20 protein-coding genes are annotated in these 21,746 nt (G+C 66.0%); 11 read left to right on the plus strand and 9 right to left on the minus strand.

What is annotated here, in order from left to right:
* Positions 1-30: 30 nt before the first annotated feature.
* Positions 31-822 carry a MipA/OmpV family protein gene (locus WIT60_RS01550; protein WP_339582188.1) on the minus strand — a complete coding sequence of 264 codons (792 nt, stop codon included), beginning with the start codon at positions 820-822 and terminating at the stop codon, positions 31-33.
* 213 nt (positions 823-1,035) lie between these two features.
* Positions 1,036-1,848 (minus strand): exodeoxyribonuclease III, encoded by an 813-nt coding sequence (locus WIT60_RS01555; RefSeq protein ID WP_339582189.1) that lies wholly within the window; start codon positions 1,846-1,848, stop codon positions 1,036-1,038.
* 15 nt (positions 1,849-1,863) lie between these two features.
* Between WIT60_RS01555 and pyrE the strand changes: the two genes are divergently transcribed.
* Positions 1,864-2,541 carry an orotate phosphoribosyltransferase gene (gene pyrE, locus WIT60_RS01560; RefSeq protein ID WP_320365385.1) on the plus strand — a complete coding sequence of 226 codons (678 nt, stop codon included), beginning with the start codon at positions 1,864-1,866 and terminating at the stop codon, positions 2,539-2,541.
* A 55-nt stretch (positions 2,542-2,596) separates the two neighbouring features.
* Positions 2,597-3,337 carry a hypothetical protein gene (locus WIT60_RS01565; protein WP_339582190.1) on the plus strand — a complete coding sequence of 247 codons (741 nt, stop codon included), beginning with the start codon at positions 2,597-2,599 and terminating at the stop codon, positions 3,335-3,337.
* Between the two features lie 6 nt (positions 3,338-3,343).
* Here the strand turns inward: WIT60_RS01565 and gatB are convergent, their stop codons facing one another.
* The 3 genes from gatB to gatC are packed head-to-tail and all read right to left on the minus strand — an operon-like array spanning position 3,344 to position 6,632.
* On the minus strand, positions 3,344-4,822 hold the full coding sequence (gene gatB, locus WIT60_RS01570; protein ID WP_339582191.1) for an Asp-tRNA(Asn)/Glu-tRNA(Gln) amidotransferase subunit GatB: 1,479 nt from the start codon (positions 4,820-4,822) through the stop codon (positions 3,344-3,346).
* A gap of 23 nt (positions 4,823-4,845) precedes the next feature.
* On the minus strand, positions 4,846-6,336 hold the full coding sequence (gene gatA, locus WIT60_RS01575; RefSeq protein WP_339582192.1) for an Asp-tRNA(Asn)/Glu-tRNA(Gln) amidotransferase subunit GatA: 1,491 nt from the start codon (positions 6,334-6,336) through the stop codon (positions 4,846-4,848).
* A complete protein-coding gene (gatC, locus tag WIT60_RS01580; RefSeq protein WP_339582193.1) occupies positions 6,333-6,632 on the minus strand; it encodes an Asp-tRNA(Asn)/Glu-tRNA(Gln) amidotransferase subunit GatC in 300 nt (99 codons plus the stop codon). The genes gatA and gatC overlap by 4 nt, the downstream gene beginning before the upstream one ends.
* A gap of 296 nt (positions 6,633-6,928) precedes the next feature.
* Between gatC and WIT60_RS01585 the strand changes: the two genes are divergently transcribed.
* From WIT60_RS01585 to coq7, 6 genes are all read left to right on the plus strand, one after another.
* The gene (locus tag WIT60_RS01585; RefSeq protein ID WP_339582194.1) at positions 6,929-7,972 is read left to right on the plus strand and encodes a rod shape-determining protein; all 1,044 of its coding nucleotides are present in this window, start codon (positions 6,929-6,931) and stop codon (positions 7,970-7,972) included.
* 12 nt (positions 7,973-7,984) lie between these two features.
* Complete coding sequence (gene mreC / locus WIT60_RS01590) at positions 7,985-8,941, plus strand: rod shape-determining protein MreC (RefSeq protein ID WP_339582195.1); 957 nt, start codon at positions 7,985-7,987, stop codon at positions 8,939-8,941.
* Entirely contained in the window at positions 8,938-9,453 is a 516-nt protein-coding gene (gene mreD / locus WIT60_RS01595; protein WP_339582196.1) for a rod shape-determining protein MreD, read from the plus strand. The genes mreC and mreD overlap by 4 nt, the downstream gene beginning before the upstream one ends.
* 25 nt (positions 9,454-9,478) lie before the next feature.
* Positions 9,479-11,629, plus strand: a complete 2,151-nt coding sequence (gene mrdA / locus WIT60_RS01600) for a penicillin-binding protein 2 (protein WP_339582197.1) — start codon at positions 9,479-9,481, stop codon at positions 11,627-11,629.
* Positions 11,626-12,780 carry a rod shape-determining protein RodA gene (rodA, locus tag WIT60_RS01605; RefSeq protein WP_339582198.1) on the plus strand — a complete coding sequence of 385 codons (1,155 nt, stop codon included), beginning with the start codon at positions 11,626-11,628 and terminating at the stop codon, positions 12,778-12,780. Before mrdA ends, rodA begins: the two co-directional genes overlap by 4 nt.
* Positions 12,781-12,890: 110 nt before the next feature.
* Positions 12,891-13,508 (plus strand): 2-polyprenyl-3-methyl-6-methoxy-1,4-benzoquinone monooxygenase, encoded by a 618-nt coding sequence (gene coq7, locus WIT60_RS01610; protein WP_445207631.1) that lies wholly within the window; start codon positions 12,891-12,893, stop codon positions 13,506-13,508.
* 34 nt (positions 13,509-13,542) lie between these two features.
* Here the strand turns inward: coq7 and WIT60_RS01615 are convergent, their stop codons facing one another.
* Together WIT60_RS01615 and WIT60_RS01620 are read right to left on the minus strand one after the other, a co-directional pair.
* Positions 13,543-13,965 carry an OsmC family protein gene (locus WIT60_RS01615; protein ID WP_339582200.1) on the minus strand — a complete coding sequence of 141 codons (423 nt, stop codon included), beginning with the start codon at positions 13,963-13,965 and terminating at the stop codon, positions 13,543-13,545.
* A gap of 257 nt (positions 13,966-14,222) precedes the next feature.
* Positions 14,223-16,340, minus strand: a complete 2,118-nt coding sequence (locus tag WIT60_RS01620; protein WP_339582201.1) for an ATP-dependent helicase — start codon at positions 16,338-16,340, stop codon at positions 14,223-14,225.
* Between the two features lie 232 nt (positions 16,341-16,572).
* On the opposite strand from WIT60_RS01620, the gene WIT60_RS01625 reads away from it, so the two are divergent.
* Positions 16,573-17,256: a PEP-CTERM sorting domain-containing protein gene (locus tag WIT60_RS01625; protein ID WP_339582202.1), complete on the plus strand. Its 684-nt coding sequence runs from the start codon at positions 16,573-16,575 to the stop codon at positions 17,254-17,256.
* Positions 17,257-17,377: 121 nt separating this feature from the next.
* On the opposite strand, the gene pcaCD is transcribed toward WIT60_RS01625, so the two are convergent.
* Positions 17,378-18,652 carry a bifunctional 4-carboxymuconolactone decarboxylase/3-oxoadipate enol-lactonase PcaCD gene (pcaCD, locus tag WIT60_RS01630; protein ID WP_339582203.1) on the minus strand — a complete coding sequence of 425 codons (1,275 nt, stop codon included), beginning with the start codon at positions 18,650-18,652 and terminating at the stop codon, positions 17,378-17,380.
* A 107-nt stretch (positions 18,653-18,759) separates the two neighbouring features.
* Between pcaCD and WIT60_RS01635 the strand changes: the two genes are divergently transcribed.
* Both WIT60_RS01635 and WIT60_RS01640 read left to right on the plus strand, forming a co-directional pair.
* Entirely contained in the window at positions 18,760-19,707 is a 948-nt protein-coding gene (locus WIT60_RS01635) for a septal ring lytic transglycosylase RlpA family protein (RefSeq protein WP_339582204.1), read from the plus strand.
* A gap of 6 nt (positions 19,708-19,713) precedes the next feature.
* The gene (locus WIT60_RS01640) at positions 19,714-20,568 is read left to right on the plus strand and encodes an EamA family transporter (RefSeq protein ID WP_339582205.1); all 855 of its coding nucleotides are present in this window, start codon (positions 19,714-19,716) and stop codon (positions 20,566-20,568) included.
* Positions 20,569-20,616: 48 nt separating this feature from the next.
* Here WIT60_RS01640 and hemE read toward each other — a convergent pair whose 3' ends face one another.
* Positions 20,617-21,732: a uroporphyrinogen decarboxylase gene (gene hemE, locus WIT60_RS01645; RefSeq protein WP_339582206.1), complete on the minus strand. Its 1,116-nt coding sequence runs from the start codon at positions 21,730-21,732 to the stop codon at positions 20,617-20,619.
* Between the last annotated feature and the right edge of the window lie 14 nt (positions 21,733-21,746).

Consider the following 21,746-nt stretch of genomic DNA (forward strand, 5'->3'; position numbering starts at 1 on the left):
CTGGCGCCGCCCGCCCCCACGGTTTGCCGGTCAGAAACTGTAGCCCACCGCGAGCACCGTGGACAGGCTGCCTTCGTCTCGCACGATGGGGCTGCGTCGCGCATCGCCCAGCAGCGTGGTGTGGGTCAGGGAGCCCGTCAAGACCCAAGTTGGGCTCACGCGATAGACCAGTGAGGTGCCCAGGCGCACATCTCTGAGTCCGCTGTCTGGCTTGAAGCTGGCATAGCCGCTGCGCAGGGACTGTGCTGCATCGATGCCGTAGTACGACTGCATGTAGGCGGCATTGGCCCAGGTGGTGGCCAGGTTGGCTCCCAGGCGCAGACTTGGGGTCAGGGGGACGCTCCAGCCTGCGCCCAGATCGACCAGCAGACCGTCGCGATCTTTGCCGCTCCCGTGGCGCAGCGATGAACTCAGCGTCAGTCCACGCATCGGACTGATGTTGAAAAATGCGCCCCACTCAGGGCGGGGATCGATGTCGCCCAAGCCCCGCAACGCCTCGCTGCGATGCGCCTTGCGACCGAAATCGGCCGTCACGCGCACGCCATACGCCTTGTCCGCCTGCTTGGATGCGTTGTATCCGATGCCGTTCAGTGCGCCGGCAAACCAGCCGTTCTGCCACTGGTAATCGATGCTGGGCAACATGCGCACACGCGTTTCATCCGAGCCGCTGTAGCGCGGGCCGACCAGCACGGCGGCGCCCACCGTGCCACCCTCCGTCACGTTCGGCGCGATGGCCCGACGGTAAAAGTCGGCTTGAGCGTGAGCAAGTCCGCAGGCGCTGGCCAGCGCGAGGGTCGCAAAGCAGGTCGCGGAGAGTTTCATGGCGGGCTCTTTCAGGTGGACGGGCGCAAGACACTGCCGTGGGGCCGGGGTGCGAGGAGGGATTTCCCTGCGCATACTGATCAGTCTATATTAAGACTGATTGGTTATGTGTGCCGTGACCTGTGCCCATCGGATGGCTTCACGAGTGATGCGCGGGCCTGAAGTTCAAGCGGATGGGGCAGGGCGGACGCTCGGTGCGTCTGCCCTGCGTGGTCAGAGGCTGAAGTCGTAATCCACCGTCAGCGGCGCATGGTCGCTGAACCACTGTTCCTTGAACACCGCCGCCTGTCGGGCCGTCTCGGCCAGTGCGGGCGTGGCCAAGTGGTAGTCAATGCGCCAGCCCACGTTCTTCGCGCGGGCCTGGCCGCGGTTGCTCCACCATGTGTAGCACTCTTCCGTCGTGTCGGGGTGCAGATGGCGGTACACGTCCACCAGCCGGGTGCGGCCAGCTGGGTCCAGCAGCTTGGTCATCCAGGCGCGCTCCTCGGGCAGGAAGCCACTGTTCTTCAGATTGCCCTTCCAGTTCTTCAGGTCGACTTCCTTGTGCGCGATGTTCACATCGCCGATCAGGATGAACTCGCGGTCCTCGCGCAGGCGCGCCAGGTGCGGCTCGATCATGTCCAGAAAGCGGAACTTGGCCTGCTGGCGCTCGTCGCTGCTGGAGCCACTGGGAAAGTAGCAGCTGATCAGCGACAGCTTGCGTCCCGGCTTGTCAAAGCGCAGCTCCACATAGCGCCCCTCGGGGTCGAACTCGCCGCTCGGGTCGGCCTCACCCAGGCCGATGATCACGTCCGAGGGTTCGTGCTTGGTGTACATCCCCACCCCGGAATACCCCTTCTTCTCGGCGTGATGAAAATGCCCATTCATACCGGCAATGCTCTTCAATGGCGCCGGCATGTCGTCCACGTGCACCTTCAGCTCTTGCACACCCATACAATCGGCTGAAACACTTTCAGCCCAGGGCACCAGCCCTTTGGTTGCCGCCGAGCGGACGCCGTTGAGGTTGAGAGAGACCAGACGAAACACGAGACACCATTCATCATGAGCAACACCCCTGCCAACGACACACTCGCTCAGGACTTCGTGGCCTTTGCGGTGCAATCCCAGGTGCTGCGGTTTGGAGAGTTCAAGACCAAGGCCGGGCGTCTGTCGCCCTATTTCTTCAATGCCGGCTTGTTCGACGACGGCGCCAAACTGGGCCGCCTGGCTGAATTCTATGCACGCCGCCTGATCGAGTCCGGTTTGCAGTTCGACATGCTGTTCGGCCCGGCCTACAAGGGCATCACCCTGGCCGCTGCCGTGTCGATCGAACTGGCCCGCCTGGGTCACAACAAGCCCTTCGCCTACAACCGCAAGGAAGCCAAGGACCACGGCGAAGGCGGCACCCTGGTGGGCGCGCCCGTGCAGGGCCGTGTTCTCATCATCGACGACGTGATCTCGGCAGGCACCTCGGTGCGCGAGTCCATCGAGCTGATCAAGGCGGCCGGTGCCACCCCCTGCGGTGTCACCATCGCGCTCGACCGCCAGGAAAAGGCCACCGCCAACGGCCAGGACGCCGCTGAGAGCGCGGTCCAGCAGGTCGAGCAGCACTACGGTCTGCCGGTTGTGGCCATCGCCACCCTGGGCGACCTGCTGCGCTATCTCGAAACCCAGTCCGATCCCGCCCTGACGGCGTTTCACCCTGCGGTGCTCGCTTACCGTCAACGTTACGGGGTCTGACGCGTTTTATGATGAGTACGTCGGTGCTGCGCGCGCCGTCCTCGCCGGAGTCGCCATGTTGAAGTGCCCCCTGATTGCCGCTCGCTCCCCTCGTGCTTTGGCCCTCGGGTCGGTGCTCGTGTGGGCGGGGCTGGTGGCAGGCGGTACGGGCAGCGCTTGGGCGCAAACGAAGTCCAGCACCGGGGCCATCTACACCTGCATCGATGGCACGGGCAAGCGCCTGACCTCAGACCGCGTGATCCACGAGTGTCTGGATCGCGAGCAGCGTGTGCTCAACAAGGATGGCTCGGTGCGCACGGTGATTCAGCCGCGCATGAGCGCAGAGGAGCGCGCCCAGGCCGAGGCGCGCAAGCGTGAGCAGGCGCTGGCCGAGGCCGCACAGAAGGATGCCGTGCGGCGCGACCGCAACCTGTTGATGCGCTTTCCCAACGAGCCCGCGCACAACAAGGCGCGCGAGGCCGCGATGGACGACTTGCTCAAAGGCATTGCCTTGTCGGACAGGCGCTTGCAAGACCTGCGTGCCGAGCGCAAGCCGCTGGATGCGGAAACCGAGTTCTACAAAGGCAAACGCCTGCCGGCCAAGCTGCGCACCCAGATCGAGGCCAATGATGCGCAACAGCAGGCGCAGCGCGACATCATCCAGCAGCAGCGTGCCGAGATGGTGCGCCTGAACGCCATCTACGACGCCGAGTTGTGGCGCCTGCGCCAGATGTGGGCTGGGGCCCAGCCAGGGACCGTGCCCATGCCCACCTTGCCCAAGGCATCCGGGGTGCCCAGCACCCCGGTGGTCCGCTGAGCGGCTTCAGCCAGCCAGCTTCTTCTTGAGCAGCTCGTTGACGGTGGCCGGGTTGGCCTTGCCCTTGGTGGCTTTCATGGCCTGACCCACGAGGGCGTTGAAGGCTTTCTCCTTGCCAGCACGGAACTCCTCGACCGACTTGGCGTTGGCTGCCAGGATGTCGTCGAGGATCTTTTCCAGCTCGCCGGTGTCGCTCATCTGCTTGAGCCCCTTGGCGTCGATCACGGCGTCCACACGTGCCTGATCGGCGCCTGCACCTTCGCCGCTCCACAGCGCTTCGAACACCTGCTTGGCGCCGTTGTTCGAGATGGTGCCGTCGGCAATGCGCGAGATCATCGCGGCCAGCAGTGTGGCGCTGATCGGCGATTGCTCGATGGTCTGCTCGGCCGCGTTCAGTCGGCGTGACACCTCACCCATCAGCCAGTTCGACACCAGCTTGGGTTGCTGGCACGCCTGTGCGGCCGTTTCGAAGAAGGCGGCAAAGGCCTTCGACTGCGTCATCATCGTCGCGTCGTATTCGGGCAGGCCGTAGCCGCTCACGAAGCGCTCGGCCATCACGCGCGGCAGCTCGGGCATGCGGCCCTTCACGCGCTCAATCCACTCGGGCGCGATCACCAGCGGTGGCAGATCGGGGTCCGGGAAGTAGCGGTAGTCGTGCGCATCTTCCTTGGTGCGCATCGCGCGCGTCTCGCCCGTGTCCGGGTTGAACAAGATGGTGGCCTGCTCGATGGCACGGCCGTCCTCCAGCTCGTCGATCTGCCAGTTGATCTCGTAGTCGGCCGCCTGCACGATGTGCTTGAAGCTGTTGAGGTTCTTGATCTCGCGGCGCGTGCCCAGTTGGGCGCCAGGGCGGCGCACCGACACGTTCACGTCACAGCGGAACGAGCCTTCCTGCATGTTGCCGTCGCAGATGCCCAGCCACACCACCAGGGTGTGCAGGGCGCGCGCGTACTCGGCCGCTTCCTTGCTGGAGCGGATGTCCGGCTCGGTCACGATCTCCAGCAGCGGGGTGCCCGCGCGGTTCAGGTCGATGCCCGACGATTTCTCGCCGTTGAAGCCTTCGAAGTCATCGTGCAGCGATTTGCCGGCATCTTCTTCCAAATGAGCGCGCACCAGGCGCACCGTGAACGGCTTGTCGTCCACGAAGAAGCTCACCGAGCCGCCTTGCACGACCGGGATCTCGTACTGGCTGATCTGGTAGCCCTTGGGCAGATCGGGGTAGAAATAGTTCTTGCGCGCAAAAATCGAGCGCGGGGCCACATGGGCCCCCACGGCCAGACCAAACTCGATGGCGCGCTCCACGGCGCCTTCGTTCATCACCGGCAGGGTGCCGGGCAGGGCCAGGTCCACCGGGCACGACTGCGTGTTGGGCGCCGCACCGAATTGGGTGGATGCGCCCGAGAAGATCTTCGACGCGGTGGACAGTTGCACGTGGGTTTCCAGGCCGATGACGACCTCGTAGCCACGGATCAGGGGGGAACTCATGGTGTGTGTCTCGTCTCGTTGCATCAACCCAGGGCAGCCGGGGCGCGCTGGTGCCAGTCGGTCGTCTGCTGGAAGGCGTGCGCCGTGTGCAGCAACTGCGCCTCTTGCCAGTAGTTGCCGATCAACTGCAGACCCACAGGCAGCGCATGTTCACCAAAGCCACAGGGCACGCTCATGCCCGGCAGACCGGCCAGCGAAGCGGGCAGGGTGAAGATGTCGGCGAGGTATTCCTGCACCGGGTCGGTCGACGAGCCAATCGGGCGCGCCACCGTGGGCGACACCGGACCGGCGATCACGTCGCACACCTGGAAGGCCGCCTGGAAATCGTCGGCGATCATGCGGCGCAGTTTTTGGGCCTGCAGGTAGTAGGCGTCGTAATAGCCGTGCGACAGCACATAGGTGCCGATCATGATGCGGCGTTTGACCTCGGCGCCAAAGCCTTCGGCGCGGGTCTTGCGGTACATGTCGTTCAGATCGCCGTACTTGGCTGCACGATGGCCGAACTTGACGCCGTCATAGCGGCTCAGGTTGGACGAGGCCTCGGCCGGCGCGATGATGTAGTACACCGGGATCGACAGCTCGGTGCGTGGCAGGCTGATGTCCACCAGCGTGGCGCCCAGGCTCTCCAGTTGCGCCAGTGCGGCGCGGTTGGCGGCCAGCACGTCGGCGCTGACGCCTTCGCCAAAGAATTCCTTGGGGACACCCACGCGCAGGCCGGTCAAAGGCTGGTCAGCGGTGGCGCCGGCACGCGGCGTCGTTAGCGCGGCCACGAAGTCGGGTACGGGCTGCTGGGCGCTGGTGGCATCGCGCTCGTCAAAGCCGCTCATGGTCTGCAGCAGCAGAGCGCAGTCTTCGGCGGTGCGGGCCATCGGGCCGGCCTGGTCCAGCGACGAGGCAAACGCGATCATGCCGAAGCGCGAGCAGCGGCCATAGGTCGGCTTGATGCCGGTGATGCCGGTCAGCGCAGCGGGTTGACGGATCGAGCCACCGGTGTCGGAGCCGGTGGCGCCGCTGACCAGTCGGCCCGAAACGGCGACGGCCGAGCCGCCCGAGGAGCCGCCCGCGATCTGCGCGCGCATCCAGGGGTTGTGGGCCACGCCATAGGCCGAGTTCTCGGTGGCGCCGCCCATGGCGAACTCGTCGCAGTTGAGCTTGCCCACCGACACGGTGCCGGCGGCTTTGAGTTTGGCCACCACGGTGGCATCGAACGGGCTTTGGTAGCCCTTGAGCATCTTCGAGGCGGCCGTGGTGGGCTGGTCCTGCGTGACGAAGATGTCCTTGTGCGCCACGGGCACGCCATCGAGCGGCCCCAGCGTCTGGCCGGCCGCACGGCGGGCGTCCGAGGCGGCGGCAGCGGCCAGCGCGCCGGCCGCGTCCACGTGCAGGAAGGCGCCCAGGTCGGCATGGGTTGCGATGCGGTCCAGCGCATGCTGGGTCAGGGCCACGGAGGTCGTCTGGCCCGAGGCCAGGGCCTGGCTCTGCTGGGCCAGGGTCAGATCATGCAGCGCGCTCATTCGATCACCTTGGGCACCAGGAACAGGCCGCCATCCTGGGCGGGGGCATTGGCCATGTTGGCCTCGCGGTTGTTGGACTCGGTGACGGCATCCGCGCGCAGGCGCAGGGTCACGTCTTCGATCGCGGACAGCGGGGTGTACAGCGGCTCGACGCCCGAGGTGTCGACCGAACGCATTTTCTCGACGATGTCGAAAAACTCGTTGAGCTGGGTCAGCATCGCAGCCTGTTCGTCGTCGCGCAGTTCAAGGCGGGCGAGTTGGGCAATGCGGCTGACGTCTTGAGAGGTCAGGGCCATGGTTTTTCCAGGGGTAACAGACGGTTGCACTGCCCGTCAACGGGCAGGCCATAAGGTATTATCGTAGGTTATCCACAAACCACATTTGTCCAGGGTTGGTCAAGGTGGTTTGGCCGGGGGTTTGCCAGATTTTCGGACAGGCGTTGCGGTGTGTTGCGAACCTTGCACAGGTCGCCGCTGTGGCGCCGGTCTCACCTAACAGCGGGCCATCGTCATCTTTGTCTGTGTTGCCGTGTGCGTGTGTCATCCGCATGCGGGGCCGGGCTGTTGGCGTGGGCCCCATCGGAGTTCACCGCATGTACGGCATGTTTCGCAAGTATTTTTCCACCGACCTGGCCATTGACCTGGGCACGGCCAACACGCTGATTTATGTGCGTGACAAGGGCATCGTGCTCGACGAGCCTTCGGTCGTCTCGATCCGTCACGAAGGCGGGCCCAACGGCAAGAAGACCATCCAGGCCGTCGGCGCCGAGGCCAAGGCCATGCTGGGCAAGGTGCCCGGCAACATCGAGGCCATCCGCCCGATGAAGGACGGCGTGATTGCCGACTTCACCGTCACCGAGCAGATGCTCAAGCAGTTCATCAAGATGGTGCACCCGCGCTCGGTCTTGAAGCCCTCGCCGCGCATCATCATCTGCGTGCCCTGCGGCTCGACCCAGGTCGAGCGCCGCGCCATCCGTGAATCGGCGCTGGGCGCCGGCGCTTCCGAGGTCTACCTGATCGAAGAACCCATGGCCGCCGCCATCGGTGCCGGCCTGCCGGTCTCCGAAGCGTCGGGCTCCATGGTCGTCGACATCGGCGGCGGCACCACCGAGGTGGGCGTGATCTCGCTGGGTGGCATGGTCTACAAGGGCAGTGTGCGCGTCGGTGGTGACCGTTTCGACGAGCACATCATCAGCTACATCCGCCGCAACTACGGCATGTTGATCGGTGAGCCCACCGCCGAGGCCATCAAGAAGCAAATTGGCAGCGCCTTCCCCGGCTCCGAAGTCAAGGAAATGGAAGTCAAGGGTCGCAACCTGTCTGAAGGCGTGCCGCGCAGCTTCACCATCTCGTCCAACGAGATCCTGGAAGCGCTGACCGATCCGCTCAACCAGATCGTGTCGGCCGTCAAGAACGCGCTGGAACAGACCCCGCCCGAGCTGGGTGCTGACATCGCCGAGCGCGGCATGATGCTGACCGGTGGTGGTGCGCTGCTGCGCGACCTTGACCGTCTGCTGGCCGAGGAAACCGGCCTGCCGGTGCACGTGGCCGAAGACCCGCTGACCTGCGTGGTGCGCGGTTGCGGCCTGGCGCTGGAGCGCATGGACCGCCTGGGCAGCATCTTCACCTCCGAATAACCCACTCGAAGGATGTACGGACCCTCGGGTCCGTTTGCTTTCATGCCGCTGGCCACGCTGGATCGCACGCCGCCCCCTTTTTTCAAGCAGGGGCCTTCGGCGTTCACGCGTCTGCTGTTTTTCTCGGCGCTGGCCATTTTGCTGATGGTGGCCGATGCCCGCTGGAAGATGACGCAGCCGCTGCGCGCAGCCGCCGCCACCCTTTTGCAACCTGTGCAGAGCGTGTTGCTTGCGCCGGTTCGCGCGTGGGAGATGGCGGGCCATTACCTGGCGGGCGTGGAAGAGGCGCGCGCCCTGCAGGCGCGCTCGCAGCAGCAATTGGCCCAGCAGGCCGAGCGCGTGACCCGCATGGTGCAGCTGGAGCGCGAGAATGCGCGGCTGCGTGAGTTGTTGGGTCTGCGCCCCCGCATCGAGGTGGGCACGCTGGCCGCCGAGGTGCTCTACGACGCCCCCGACCCCTACACGCGCAAGGTCGTGATCGACCAGGGCCGTCGCCATGGGGTGACCTTGGGCGCACCCGTGATCGATGAACGGGGGGTGCTGGGGCAGGTGACGCGGGTCTATCCCGTCACGGCTGAAGTGACCCTGGTCACCGACAAGGATGCCGCCGTGCCTGTGGTCAATGTGCGCACCCAGCACCGTGGCGTGGCCTATGGCTTGCCGCAGTCCGGTGGCATGGAGCTGCGTTTCATGGCGGGCAACGCCGACGTGCAGGCGGGCGACGAGTTGCAAACCTCTGGTCTGGATGGCATTTACCCCGCAGGGGTGCCGGTGGCCAAGGTGGTGAGGGTTGACCGTCGTGCGGATTCGGCCTTTGCCCGCATCACGCTGCAACCGCTGGCCCAACCGGACAGCTCGCGGCATGTGCTCTTGTTGCAACCCCTGTCGGCGGGCTTGCCTCCCCGGCCGGAGTCCGAAGCGGCCGATCCGGCCGCCGAGGCCGTCAGTGTCTCCAGGAGTCAGCCATGATGCCCCGCGGCAGCACCTTGCTGCTCCCGGTCAACCCGGTCTTCATCTGGTTCTCGTTGTTGGTCGCGTTCCTGCTCAACATGCTGCCATGGGGGCGCTGGGCGGGCATGCCCGACCTTCTGGCCGTCACTCTGGTGTTCTGGAACGTGCACCAGCCGCGTCGTGTGGGCGTGGGGGCGGCCTTCCTGTTTGGCCTGTTCATGGACGTGCATCAGGGCGCTTTGCTCGGTCAGCATGCCTTGGCCTACACGCTGTTGAGCTTCTTCGCCATCACGGTGCACCGCCGCCTGCTGTGGTTCACGGTGCCCTCGCAGGCCGCGCAGATCCTGCCCTTGTTTGTGGCTGCGCACGCCGTTTCGCTGCTGGTGCGGTTGATGGCGGGGGCGGCCTTTCCGGGGTGGTCCTTGTTCATCGCGCCGCTGATCGAGTCCGCGCTCTGGCCGCTGGCGTCCATCGTGTTGCTGGCGCCGCAGCGGCGCGCACCCGACCGCGACAAGAACCGGCCGCTGTGACCGGTCTCGCTCGCTGCTTGCCTCCATGACCGAACTCAAGAACATCGATGTCGAGCTGGGCCAGTTCCGCCGTCGTTTGTGGGCGGCGGCGGCGTTCGTGTTGTGCTGTTTCGGCTTGCTGGTGTACCGGCTCACGGTGCTGCAGATCGAGCGCCATGATGACCTGGCCAGCCGGGCCGAGAACAACCGCATTGCCGTGGTGCCCGTGGTGCCCAACCGCGGGCTCATCGTCGATCGTCATGGTGTGGTGCTGGCCAACAACTACTCGGCCTACACGCTGGAGATCACGCCCTCGCAGACCGAGGATCTGGAGGCCACCATTGACGCACTGGCGGAGATCGTCGAGATCCAGCCGCGTGACCGTCGCCGTTTCAAGCGACTGCGTGAGGAGTCCAAGCGTTTCGAGTCCATCCCGATCCGCACCCGGTTGACCGACGAAGAGGTGGCGCGCTTCACCGCGCAGCGCTTCCGCTTCCCCGGCGTGGACATTCAGGCGCGCCTGTTCCGTCACTATCCTTACGGCGAGCTGGCCAGCCATGTGTTGGGCTACATCGGCCGCATCAACCAGCGCGAGGCCGAGGCCATGCTCGACTGGCCTGATGAAGAGCAGGCCAACTACCGCGGCACCGAGCGCATCGGCAAGCTGGGCATCGAGCAGAGCTACGAGCGTGAGTTGCACGGCATCACCGGTTTTGAAGAGGTGGAGACCAGTGCCGGGGGGCGTGCCGTGCGCCTGCTGCGCTCGCATCCGGCCACACCGGGCAACACGGTCCATCTGGCCATCGACATCAAGCTGCAGGCGCTGATCGAGCGGTTATTTGGCAACCGGCGCGGGGCCTTGGTGGCCATCGACCCGCGCAACGGTGAGGTACTGGCCTTCGTCTCCAAGCCCACCTTCGATCCCAACCTGTTCGTCGACGGGATCGATACCGAAAGCTGGAAGGCCCTCAACGAGTCGCCGGACAAGCCCCTGCTGAACCGGGCTTTGCGCGGCACCTATCCGCCCGGCTCCACCTACAAGCCCTTCATGGCCTTGGCCGCGCTGCACACCGGCAAGCGCGCGGCCAGCACGGTGATCATGGACAACGGGGTTTTCGTGTTCGGCGGCAACCGCTTCCGCAGCCCGGCCGGCGAGAAGGGCGGGCCCATGAACATGCGCCGCGCGATCGTCGAGTCCAGCAATGTCTATTTCTACTCCCTGGCCAACGAGATGGGCGTGGACCTGATCCACCAGGAGATGTCGGAATTGGGGTTTGGTCGCCTCACCGGCATCGATCTGCGCGGCGAGGTGACCGGCATCCTGCCGTCGACCGAGTGGAAGCGCAAGGCTTATCGCCGCCCCGAGCAAAAGAAGTGGTACGCCGGGGAAACCATCTCGCTGGGCATCGGCCAGGGCTACAACACCTTCACCATGTTGCAGGTGGCATCGGCCCTGTCTACCGTGGTGAGCGATGGTCAGCGCTTCCAGCCTCGCCTGGTGCGCCAGATCGAGAACGTGGTGACGCGTGAGCGTCGCCCGCCCGAGCGCGAGCCTCAGACGCCGCTCGCCTTCCAGCCTGGGCACACGGGATTGATCCGCGAAGCCATGTACGGCGTCACGCAAGAGGGCACTTCGACCCGGGTGTTTGCAGGGGCCGGCTACACCAGTGGCGGCAAGACCGGCACGGCCCAGGCCGTGGGCCTGCGCCAGAATGAGCGTTATGTGGCCTCCAAGGTGGAGGAGTACCGACGTGACCACTCCTTGTACGAAGCGTTCGCGCCGGTCGAGAACCCGCGCGTGGCCTTGGCGATCATCGTGGAGAACGCGGGGTTCGGCGCTGCGGCGGCGGCGCCCATCGCCCGCCGTGTGCTGGACTACCTGATTCTGGGTCTGTATCCCAGTGAGGAAGACATCGTGGCCGTGCAGCAGGGCCGTGCTCCCGCGCCCATTGGCCAGCAGCGCCCCGTGGCCGACGTGCCGCTGCCCCCACGCCGCAATGCCTTCGATGCGCCCGAGGAGCCCGTGCCCACGGCGACCCCAGCGCCGGTGGCGTCACCCGCTTCGGTGAGTGGGGGGGCATCGGCGCCCCCGCTTGCCCCCTCGGCACCGTCTCAACCTGAGTCGCCCCAGCCCACGGCGCCTGCGCCCTCGGGTGTGTTGGGGGTGGCCCCTGCCGCTTCACGGGAGCAACCATGAACGTCGCCTTTGCCAAGCCCTCTTGGTGGCAGCGCCTGGCCCCTGTGTTCCAGGGCTTTGACCTGCCTTTCGTGGGCATCGTCGTGTTCATGTGTCTGCTGGGCATGGTCAACATGTACTCGGTGGGCTTCGACCACGGCACCCGCTTCATCGAGCATGGGCGCAACATGCTCCTGGGCGCCGTGATCCTGTTCGTGGTGGCCCAGGTGCCGCCGCAGCGTTTGATGGCGCTGGCGGTGCCTCTTTACACCCTTGGGGTGGTGTTGCTGGTGGCGACCGCGCTGTTTGGCATCACCAAGAAGGGGGCCACGCGTTGGCTCAATGTCGGCATCGTCATCCAGCCTTCCGAGATCCTCAAGATCGCCACGCCCTTGATGCTGGCCTGGTGGTTTCAGCGTCGCGAAGGGCAACTGCGCAGCCTGGACTATGCGGCCGCAGGGGCCTTGCTGCTCTTGCCGGTTGGGCTGGTGCTCAAGCAGCCCGATCTGGGGACGTCCTTGCTGGTGCTGTCCGGCGGTCTGTACGTCATCTTCTTTGCCGGTCTGAGCTGGCGCTTGATCTTGCCGGTGCTGTTGGCTGGCGTGATCGGCATCAGCTTGATCGTGGGCTACCAGGACACCCTGTGTGAACCGGAGCGGGACTGGGTGGTGCTGCATGGCTATCAGAAGCAGCGTGTGTGCACCCTGCTCAACCCGACGGCCGACCCGCTGGGCAAGGGCTTTCACATCATCCAGGGCATGATCGCCATCGGCTCGGGTGGCATCACCGGCAAGGGCTTCATGCAGGGCACGCAGACCCACCTGGAGTTCATTCCCGAGCGCACCACCGACTTTGCCTTTGCTGGCTATGCCGAGGAGCACGGTCTGATCGGCTGCCTGGTGCTGATGGCCGGCTTTGTGGCCTTGATCTTCCGCGGCTTGTACATCGCCTCTCAGGCGCCCACGCTGTTCTCGCGCTTGCTGGCGGGCAGTCTGGCGTTGAGCTTTTTCACCTATGCCTTCGTCAACCTGGGCATGGTCAGTGGCATCTTGCCCGTGGTGGGGGTGCCCTTGCCCTTCGTCAGCTATGGTGGCACCGCCATGGTCACGCTGGGTCTGGCCTTGGGGCTCTTGTTGTCCATCTCGCGCAGCCGCGGTTTGATGCAGCGTTGAGTCCAAGCGGCGGCATCGCTGATGCAAAGCAAGCCGGCGCAGGCCGCCCGGGGTTAACATTCACCGCCATGAACACGCCCACGTCTGCTTCGCCCATCCGCCACGACGGCATGGACCGCCTGATCATGTCCTTCGACACGGCCTTGCGCACGGTGTTTGCCGAGCACCAGGCCTCACGCCCCTGCCCTCAGGCGGCGCAGCCCGATGGGGATCTGAGCGACGAAGACAAGCGTCTGTCGGCCGCCTTGATGCGGGTGAACCATGTGGGCGAGGTGTGCGCGCAGGCCCTCTACGCCTCGCAGGCCTGGGGCACCAACGACCCGGTGCTCAAAGCCCAGTTCGACGAGGCCGCCCGCGAAGAAACCGACCACCTGGCCTGGACCGAGCAGCGGCTGAAGCAGTTGGGCAGCCGTACCAGCTTGCTCAACCCGCTGTGGTACGCCGGTGCTTTCGGCATCGGCCTGCTGGCCGCCAAAGCCGGCGACAAAATCAGCCTGGGTTTCGTCGTGGAAACCGAGCGTCAGGTGGAGCACCACCTCAACAGCCACATGGACCGTCTGCCCGTCGGCGACCAGTCCTCACGCGCCATCGTGGCGCAGATGCGCGACGACGAGGTGCAGCATGCCGACGCTGCTGAGCGCGCCGGCGGCGTGCCCCTGCCCAAGCCCGTGCAGGGCCTGATGCGCCTGGCCGCCAAGGTCATGACGACGGTGGCGCACCGGATCTGAGTCGGGCAGGGCGGTCGGGCCGGATCGGGCCCGTTCAGGCTGCCACGATCTCGAAGCTGGTCGTGATCTCGGCGGACTTGCCGATCATGATCGAGGCCGAGCAGTACTTCTCGTGCGACATCTGGATGGCGCGCGCCACGGCGGTTTCCATCAGGTTCACGCCGGTCACCACAAAGTGCATGTTGATCTTGGTGAAGACCTTGGGGTCGGTGTCGGCGCGTTCGGCGGTGAGCTTGACCTGGCAGCCGCGCACATCGTGGCGGCCACGCTTGAGGATCAGCACCACGTCATAGGCCGTGCAGCCGCCTGTGCCCGCGAGCACGGTTTCCATCGGACGCGGGGCCAGATTGCGGCCACCGCCCTCGGGGGCGCCGTCCATGTTGATGATGTGGCCGCTGCCGGTTTCCGCCATGAAGGCCATGCCGGAGGCCGGTTGCCAGTTGATCGTGCATTCCATTGAAATCTGTCCTTTGCGATGCAGTCGGGTACGACCGTGCTGCGTTTTGACACGCTATTGCGTAACTATGTCACGCCAGATACAATCAGTCACAGCAGCGTGGAACTTTTCGAAACGAGAAGGCTCACACCACTGCTTGTTTCTTTTGTCTCTCCACTTTACCGTTCAAACGGATTCCGAACCCGAGATCATGGTCTCGGGTTTTTTTTCGTCCGTTCGTGGCGACAGGCCTTCGATTCACCAATGTGAGTGGGTACTCACTGATTGTCAAAGGCCCGCGCGGCAGCCTGAGAGGCCTTGGCCTTGGCGGCCATTTCCTCGCGCAGGCGTTTGAGCTTTTCGCGCGGGTCTTCCTTCGGCACGCCGCCTTCGTCCAACTTCATCTCGGCAATGAAGCGGCTGGGCGTGGCTTGCACGTACTCGCGCCCCTTCTTGCGGCGCTTGAGCACGCTCACCCCCAGCGTCAATCTGGCGCGCGTGATGCCCACGTACATCAGGCGACGCTCTTCTTCCACCTGCTGTGGCGTGATGTCGCCCTCTTCGCGTGAGAAGGGCAGGGAGCCTTCGTTGACCCCGGCCAGCACGACATGCGGCCATTCCAGACCCTTCGAGGCGTGCAGGGTGGACAGTGTCACCACGTTCTGCTCGGCGTTGCGTTCGGCCAGGCTGGTGATCAGCGAGATCAGCTGGGCGATCTCCAGCACGCTCTTCTTTTCGGTCTCGACCGACAGGCCACCATCGTTCTCGATCTGGCCGCCGCAGCGCTTGGCCACCCAGTCGATGAAATCGAGCACATTGGTCCAGCGGGCCGCCGCCACCTTCTCGTTTTCCTCGTTGTCGTAGAGGTGCTGCTCGTAGCCGATGTCCTTGAGCCACTCCAGCAGCAGCGTCTTGGCCTCTTCGCTGCCGTAGGTGTGGCGGGCGCGGTACTCCAGGTCGTTCACATAGCGCCCGAACTCATGCAGGCCGTCCAGCGCCCGCTTGTTGAGCGCCGCGTGCAGCGAGTCGGAGAACAGCGCCTCGAACAGGCTGACCTTCCACTTGCCGGCGAACTCACCCAGGGTGCCCAGGGTCTGGTGGCCGATGCCGCGCTTCGGGGTCGTCACCGCGCGCAAAAACGCCGGGTCGTCGTCGTTGTTGAGCAGCAGGCGAAGCCAGGCACACAGGTCCTTGATCTCGGCCTTGTCGAAAAAGCTCTGCCCACCGGAGACCTTGTAGGGGATGTTGGCCTTGCGCAGCGCCTGCTCAAAGGGACGGGCCTGGTGGTTGGCGCGGTAGAGGATGGCGAAGTTCGACCAGTCCGTCTTGCTCGGATCGCCTGGGTGGCGTTCCAGCAGGCCGCTGCGCAGCAGCTGGAAGTGGGCCACGGCGCGCTCGGCCTCGTGCTCTTCGTTGTCGCACATCATCAGCTTGACGGGCTCGCCTTCGCCCAGGTCCGACCACAGCGTCTTCTGGAACAGCTTGGGGTTGGTGGCGATGACGTGGTTGGCCGCGCGCAAGATGGCCGAGGTCGAGCGGTAGTTCTGCTCCAGCGGGATGACCTTGAGGTTGGGGTAGTCCTGTGGCAGGCGCTTGAGGTTGTCCAGCGTGGCGCCGCGCCAGCCGTAAATCGACTGGTCGTCGTCGCCCACGGCGGTGAAGATGCCTTCGGGGCCCAGCAGCAGCTTGAGCAGTTCGTACTGCGTGGCGTTGGTGTCCTGGTACTCGTCGATCAGGACATGACGCAGCTGGCGCTGCCACTTGGCGCGCACCTGTTCGTGCTCGGCCAGCAGCTTCATGGGCAGGCCGATCAGGTCGTCGAAATCCACCGCCTGGTAGGCTAGCAAGCGCTCTTCGTAGAGCTTCATCACCCGCGCGGCGACCTGTTCGTCGTCATCCTGGGCCTGAGCCAGCGCCTGGGCGCTGTTGAGCCCGTTGTTCTTCCACAGGCTGATCGTCCACTGCCAGCTGCGCGCCAGCTTGGCGTCGGTGGTGCCGCCGGCATCGCGCAGGATGCTGGTGACATCGTCGCTGTCCAGGATGGAGAAGCTGGGCTTCAGTCCCAGCGCCGCGCCGTCTTCACGCAGCAGCTTCACGCCCAGCGAGTGGAAGGTGCACACCAGCAGCTTGCCCGCGGCCCGCGGCCCGATCAGGCCCTTGACGCGCTCGCGCATTTCGGCGGCGGCCTTGTTGGTGAAAGTGATGGCGCCGATTTCGGCCGGCTTGAGGTCAGCGCCCGGGCCGGGCTGCAGCAGGCGCGCGATCTTGTGCGTGATCACGCGCGTCTTGCCCGAACCGGCGCCCGCCAGCACCAGACAGGGGCTGTCGAGGTGCTGCACGGCGGCCATCTGGGCCGGGTTCATGGTGGGGGCGGCGGAATCGGCGGGGGAGGACATCGGGGGGGGCAGCGCAAGCGTACGGGCGGGCAGGGGTGCAAGGATAGTGCACGGCGCGCGCCGCGGTTTGTCGCGGGATGTTCCATTGGCTGCCGGAACGGTGCCCCCCGTTCAAGGGTTTCAAGGGTGAACCCGTGACACATGACGGCGGCGCTTGCATACCATCGACTGACGTAATGACCCTGCGGCGTCGTCGGCTGTCCCGGCGATGCGGATTTTGGAAGGAGTACACATGAAACCCATTGGCCGTCAGACCCTCGTGGCTGCTGCGTTGGCCGTGCTTGGTTCGGTGTCCTCATCGGCCTGGGCCGACAGCTACACCATTGATTTCAAGACCTTCTTCAATACCGCCACGCCCGACAACGCCTTCGATACCAAGACGCTGAACTACAGCGTGGCCAAGCTGACCATCAGTGACTTGGCTGGTGGCAATGGCGTGCAGCTGACGTTGCAGCAGAACAATCACACCTTCGCCGCCTTGTCGACGGAGGGCAATGTGGTGGACGCGTTGTGGATCAAGGCGCCCGCCGGCACGCTGGCCAGCCTGTCCGGCGCTGCATTGGTGGAAGGGGCCGGTTACAGCGCCACCCCATTCATCAAGGATGTCGGGTATGCCTACAACTGGAACATCGACTTTGCCGGCACCAGCTTCGTTGAAGGACAGTCGGCCGTGTTGACCCTGTCGGGTGCGGGCCTGAGTGCCGCCACCTTGGCCACCATCGCCCAGCAAACCCCCATCATGCTCAGCTTGGGCAACGTGGGGGGCACCTACGGCCTGCCTTCAATGGGCAACACCGTTCACTTTGTGAGCGCAGCCCCCGTTCTGGTGACGGCCGTGCCTGAGCCTGCCACGTATGCCTTGATGGGCTTGGGGCTGGTCGGCTTGGTGTGCGCGCGTCGCCGCCACGCAGCCTGAGGGCAAGGAGGCCGCTCCGGCGGCACCGCTGTGACTCACCCGCTGCGGCGGGTTTTTTTCTGGGCGCGTGGCCCGCGGGTACGCCCAGTACAGGCCAGGGCGACGCACGTCGCCCCGTGGATCAACCCAGTTGGTCGATGAAGGCTTGAACCAGGTCGGTGAAGGCCCAGGGCTGTTCCACGGCGCTCAGATGGGCGCACCCTGGCAGGGTCACGCATTCCGCATGGGGCATGGCGGCGGCCATGGCCTGCATGCCAGCGGGTGGCGTGCTGCTGTCTTCGCCGCCAGCCAGCAGCAGGGTGGGCACGCGGATCTGGCCCAGGTGCGCCGTCATGTCTGCTTCGCCCAGGGCGGCGGCGCAGGCGGTGTAGCCCTCGGGGTCTGTGGCCAGCAGCAGGCGCTGGTGGCGCTGCACGGCAGCGGTCTGGCTGGCGCGGAAGGCCTCGCTGAAGAAGCGCGCCATCGTGCCTTCCGCCACGGCCTCCAATCCCTCTTGTTCGACCGTCTGGATGCGTTGCTGCAGGGCCGCGCGCCCCGCGTCGTCGTAGCCACTGGTGGTGTTGGCCAGCACCAGGGCCTTCACCTTGCCGGGGTGGCGCATGGCCAGTGCCTGGCCGATCAGTCCGCCCATCGACAGGCCCACCCAGATCACCGGCTCGCCGTCAGCCACCTCGTCGATCAGACGGGCGGCGTCATCGGCGAGGTCGTCCAGGCTCAGGGCGCCGGTGGGTAGGGCCGAGCGGCCGTGTCCGCGCGTGTCCGGGCAGATCACGCGGCAGGTGGCGGCCAGTTCGTTGGCCACCAGGTCCCACATGGCGCTGTCTTGCCCCAAGGCGTGACTCAGGATCACGGTGTGGCGTGGCGTGTCGCTGCGGGCGTCGCGTACCGTGGCGTGCAGCTTGGGGCGGCTGCGCGTGAACACCGAGCGGCCCACGCCGGGGTGCCACGACTGGTCGGCCGGGTGGGGCGGGGGCTCGATGCCCAGTTCGCGCATGATGCCCAGGGCCTTCGAAAAACCCGTGTTGGCCGCCGGCACGCCGGCATAGATGGCGATCTGAAACAGGGCTTCGCGTACCTCGGCCGGGGTCAGGGTGTGGGCGTTGCCGGGGGTGAGCGAGCCGCGCATGTGGATCTCGAACTCGTCCCAGCGGCCCAGGGCGCAGGTCACGGCCATCACCAGCACACGGCGGGTCTTCCAGTCCAGGCCGGGGCGGCCCCACACGCCATGCCAGGCGTAGTCGGTGATGAAGTGCTGGAAGCCGGCGTTGAAGGCATTGGCCTTGGCCACGGACTTGTCCACCCAGGCATCGCCCAGGGCGGCGCGGCGGTTGCGCATGCCGCGCTCGAAAGGATGATCGAAAGGGTGGTCGACGAGGCGGTCCGTTGGCTCTGACATGGCGTGTGTTCCCGAAAGATCGATGACGGCGACATTGTGCCGCCTGGGGCCGGGTCGCTCGCGGGCCACCGAGGCATGTGATGCTCAGATCGGTTATCGTGCGAACCATGCAACGTTCCACCGCTCACCTCCTGACCTGGGGGCTGCCACTGTGTGTGGCCGCCTTGCTGGCCGGGTGCGCCAGTGGCCCGGAGCCGCGCACCGCGACGCCTTCTCAGCGCGACGGAGCGCCTGCCCAGGCCCCGGCCGATCTGGCCACGCTGCCCGACCCGTTGCCGCGCATCGAGCCCATCCGCAAGGGCGGGCCGAACAAGCCCTATGCGGTGCTGGGCCAGTCCTACGAGCCGATCGCCGACGACGTGCCGTGGCGCGAGCAGGGCGTGGCCTCTTGGTACGGCACGAAATTCCATGGCCGCCGCACCGCCAGTGGCGAGCTGTTCAGCATGTACGGCCTGACTGCCGCCCACCGCACCTTGCCCATCCCCAGCTACGCGCGCGTGCGTCATCTGAAAACCGGCAAGTCCATCATCGTGCGCATCAATGACCGTGGGCCTTTCCATGCCTCGCGGGTGATCGACCTGAGTTATGCCGCCGCCGTCAAGCTGGGCATGGCCTCGGCGGGCAACGCACAGGTCGAGGTCACGCGCCTGACCTTCGATGACATCCGCAGGGGCGTCTGGGGCAGCGAGCCGGAGCCGGCCGACGCCGATGTCGCCGAGGTCGCGGCGGTGTCCACGCCTGCGGCCCTGGTGCCTGAACGTGTGTCGGACGCGTCGGTGCCGCCTTCGCCCCCGCCTTCGCGCGCCCACACCCCGGCGCAGCGGGGCTTTTATGTGCAGCTGGCCGCCTTGCGCCAGCGCGAAGGGGTCGATCGCTTGCAGCAGCGCGTCTCCAACGAGTTGGCCGATCTGCTGCCGATGCTGGCGGTGTTCCACGAGGCCTCGCTTTACAAGCTGAAGGTAGGGCCCTATGCCACCCGTGAGGATGCGGTCGTGGCCGCGGCACAGGCCCGCGAAGCCCTGCAACTGAGCCCGATGGTGGTGGAGCGCCGCTGAGCCTGCATGCCGTATCTGGCTTTGTTGTTCAACGCCTTCGTGTGGGGGCTGTCGTGGTGGCCTTTGCGTCACCTGCAGGCGCAGGGGCTGCACCCGCTGTGGGCCACGCTGCTGTTTTTCGCGCTGGGCGGTACCGTGATCGCGCTGACGCGCCCGCAGGCCTGGGCCACGGTGTGCCGCACGCCGGCGTTGTGGGTGCTGGCGCTGGCCTCCGGGGCCACCAACGCCGCTTTCAACTGGGGCGTGAGCTCCGGTGAGGTGGTGCGCGTGGTGCTGTTGTTCTACCTCATGCCCTTGTGGGCGGTCGGCCTGGCCTGGTGGCTGCTCGGTGAGCGCATCACGGGCCTGGCGCTTGTGCGCGTGGGCCTGGCCTTGGGCGGGGCTTTGCTGGTCTTGCGGCCGGTCGAGGGCGGCTGGCCCGCCTTCCAGGGGCTGGCCGACTGGCTGGGCCTGCTGGGCGGCATGGGCTTTGCGCTCACCAATGTGGTGTTACGGCGCCAGGCGGCGCAGCCGACGTCGGCGCGGGCTCTGGCGATGTTCCTCGGCGGCATCACCTTGCCGGCCTTGATGGGCACGGTGCTGGCCGTTCAGGGAGTGATCCCACCCTGGCCACCGCTGCAACTGACCTGGCTGTGGCAGGCGTTGGCGCTGGGCTCGCTCTTTCTGATCGGAAACATGGCCTTGCAGTTCGGCGCCTCGCGCCTGCCTGTGCACATCACGTCGGTGGTCATGCTCACCGAGGTGATGTTTGCCGCAGGTTCGGCCGTGTGGCTGGGCGGCGAGGTGCTGCGACCAACGGTGCTGGCGGGTGGCGCCCTGATCCTGCTGGCTGCCTTGATGGCCAGCCGCGACAAGGCCTGAGGCCCTGGCGCGGGGCGAGCGTCCGCCCCGGCCCGTCAGTCTGGTGACTCAGTCGCGCAACTGGCGGCTGTGCGCGTGCACCGTATCCACCAGCACCTTCACGTTTTCGGGCGGGGTGAACTGGCTGATGCCGTGGCCCAGGTTGAAGATGTGGCCAGACGTGGCCGACGGCTTGCCGAAGCTGTCCAGGGTCTTGATGACCTCAGCCTGCACCTGCTCGGGCTGGGCAAACAGCACGTTCGGGTCCAGATTGCCTTGCAGGGCGACGCGGTCGCCGACTTGCGCACGGGCCTTGCCCAGGTTCATGGTCCAGTCCAGACCGACCACGTCACAGCCGCTGTCGGCGATCTCGTCGATCCAGATGCCACCGCCCTTGGTGAAGACGATGTGCGGGATGCGGTAGCCGTTGTGCTCTTTCTTCAGCTGCGACAGCACGCGCTTGGTGTACGCCAGGCTGAACTGCTGGAAAGCGCCATCGGCCAGCACGCCGCCCCAGGAGTCGAAGATCATCGCGGCCTGCGCGCCGGCTTCGATCTGGGTGTTCAGGTACAGCGCGACGGCATCGGCATTGACCGCCAGGATGCGGTGCATCAGGTCGGGGCGCTGGTACATCAGGGTCTTGACCAGGCGGTAGTCGTCCGAGCCACCGCCTTCGACCATGTAGCAGGCCAGGGTCCACGGGCTGCCTGAGAAACCGATCAGCGGCACCTTGCCCACGCCGTTCTCATCGGCCAGGGCCTTGCGGATGGTGCCGACCGCGTCGAACACATAGCGCAGCTTGTCCATGTCGGGCACGGCCAGTTCGGCCACGGCGGCTTCGTCACGTACGACCTTGGCGAACTTCGGGCCTTCTCCGGCAGCAAAGCTCAGGCCCAGGCCCATGGCATCGGGCACGGTCAGGATGTCGCTGAACAGGATGGCGGCGTCCAGGTCGTAGCGGCGCAGCGGCTGCAGCGTGACCTCGCAGGCCAGCTCCGGGTTTGTGGCCAGGCCCATGAAACTGCCGGCCTGGTCGCGCGTGGCGCGGTACTCGGGCAGGTAGCGTCCGGCCTGGCGCATCAGCCACACGGGTGTGCAGTCGGTGGGCAAGCGCAGGCAGGCCCGCAGGAAGCGGTCGTTGGCCAGGGGCGGGAGCGAAATCGCAGGGGTGTGGGCAGCAGTCATCCTCCGATTGTAGG

It is taken from the genome of Aquabacterium sp. G14 (assembly GCF_037482285.1).
Classification (GTDB): domain Bacteria; phylum Pseudomonadota; class Gammaproteobacteria; order Burkholderiales; family Burkholderiaceae_C; genus Aquabacterium.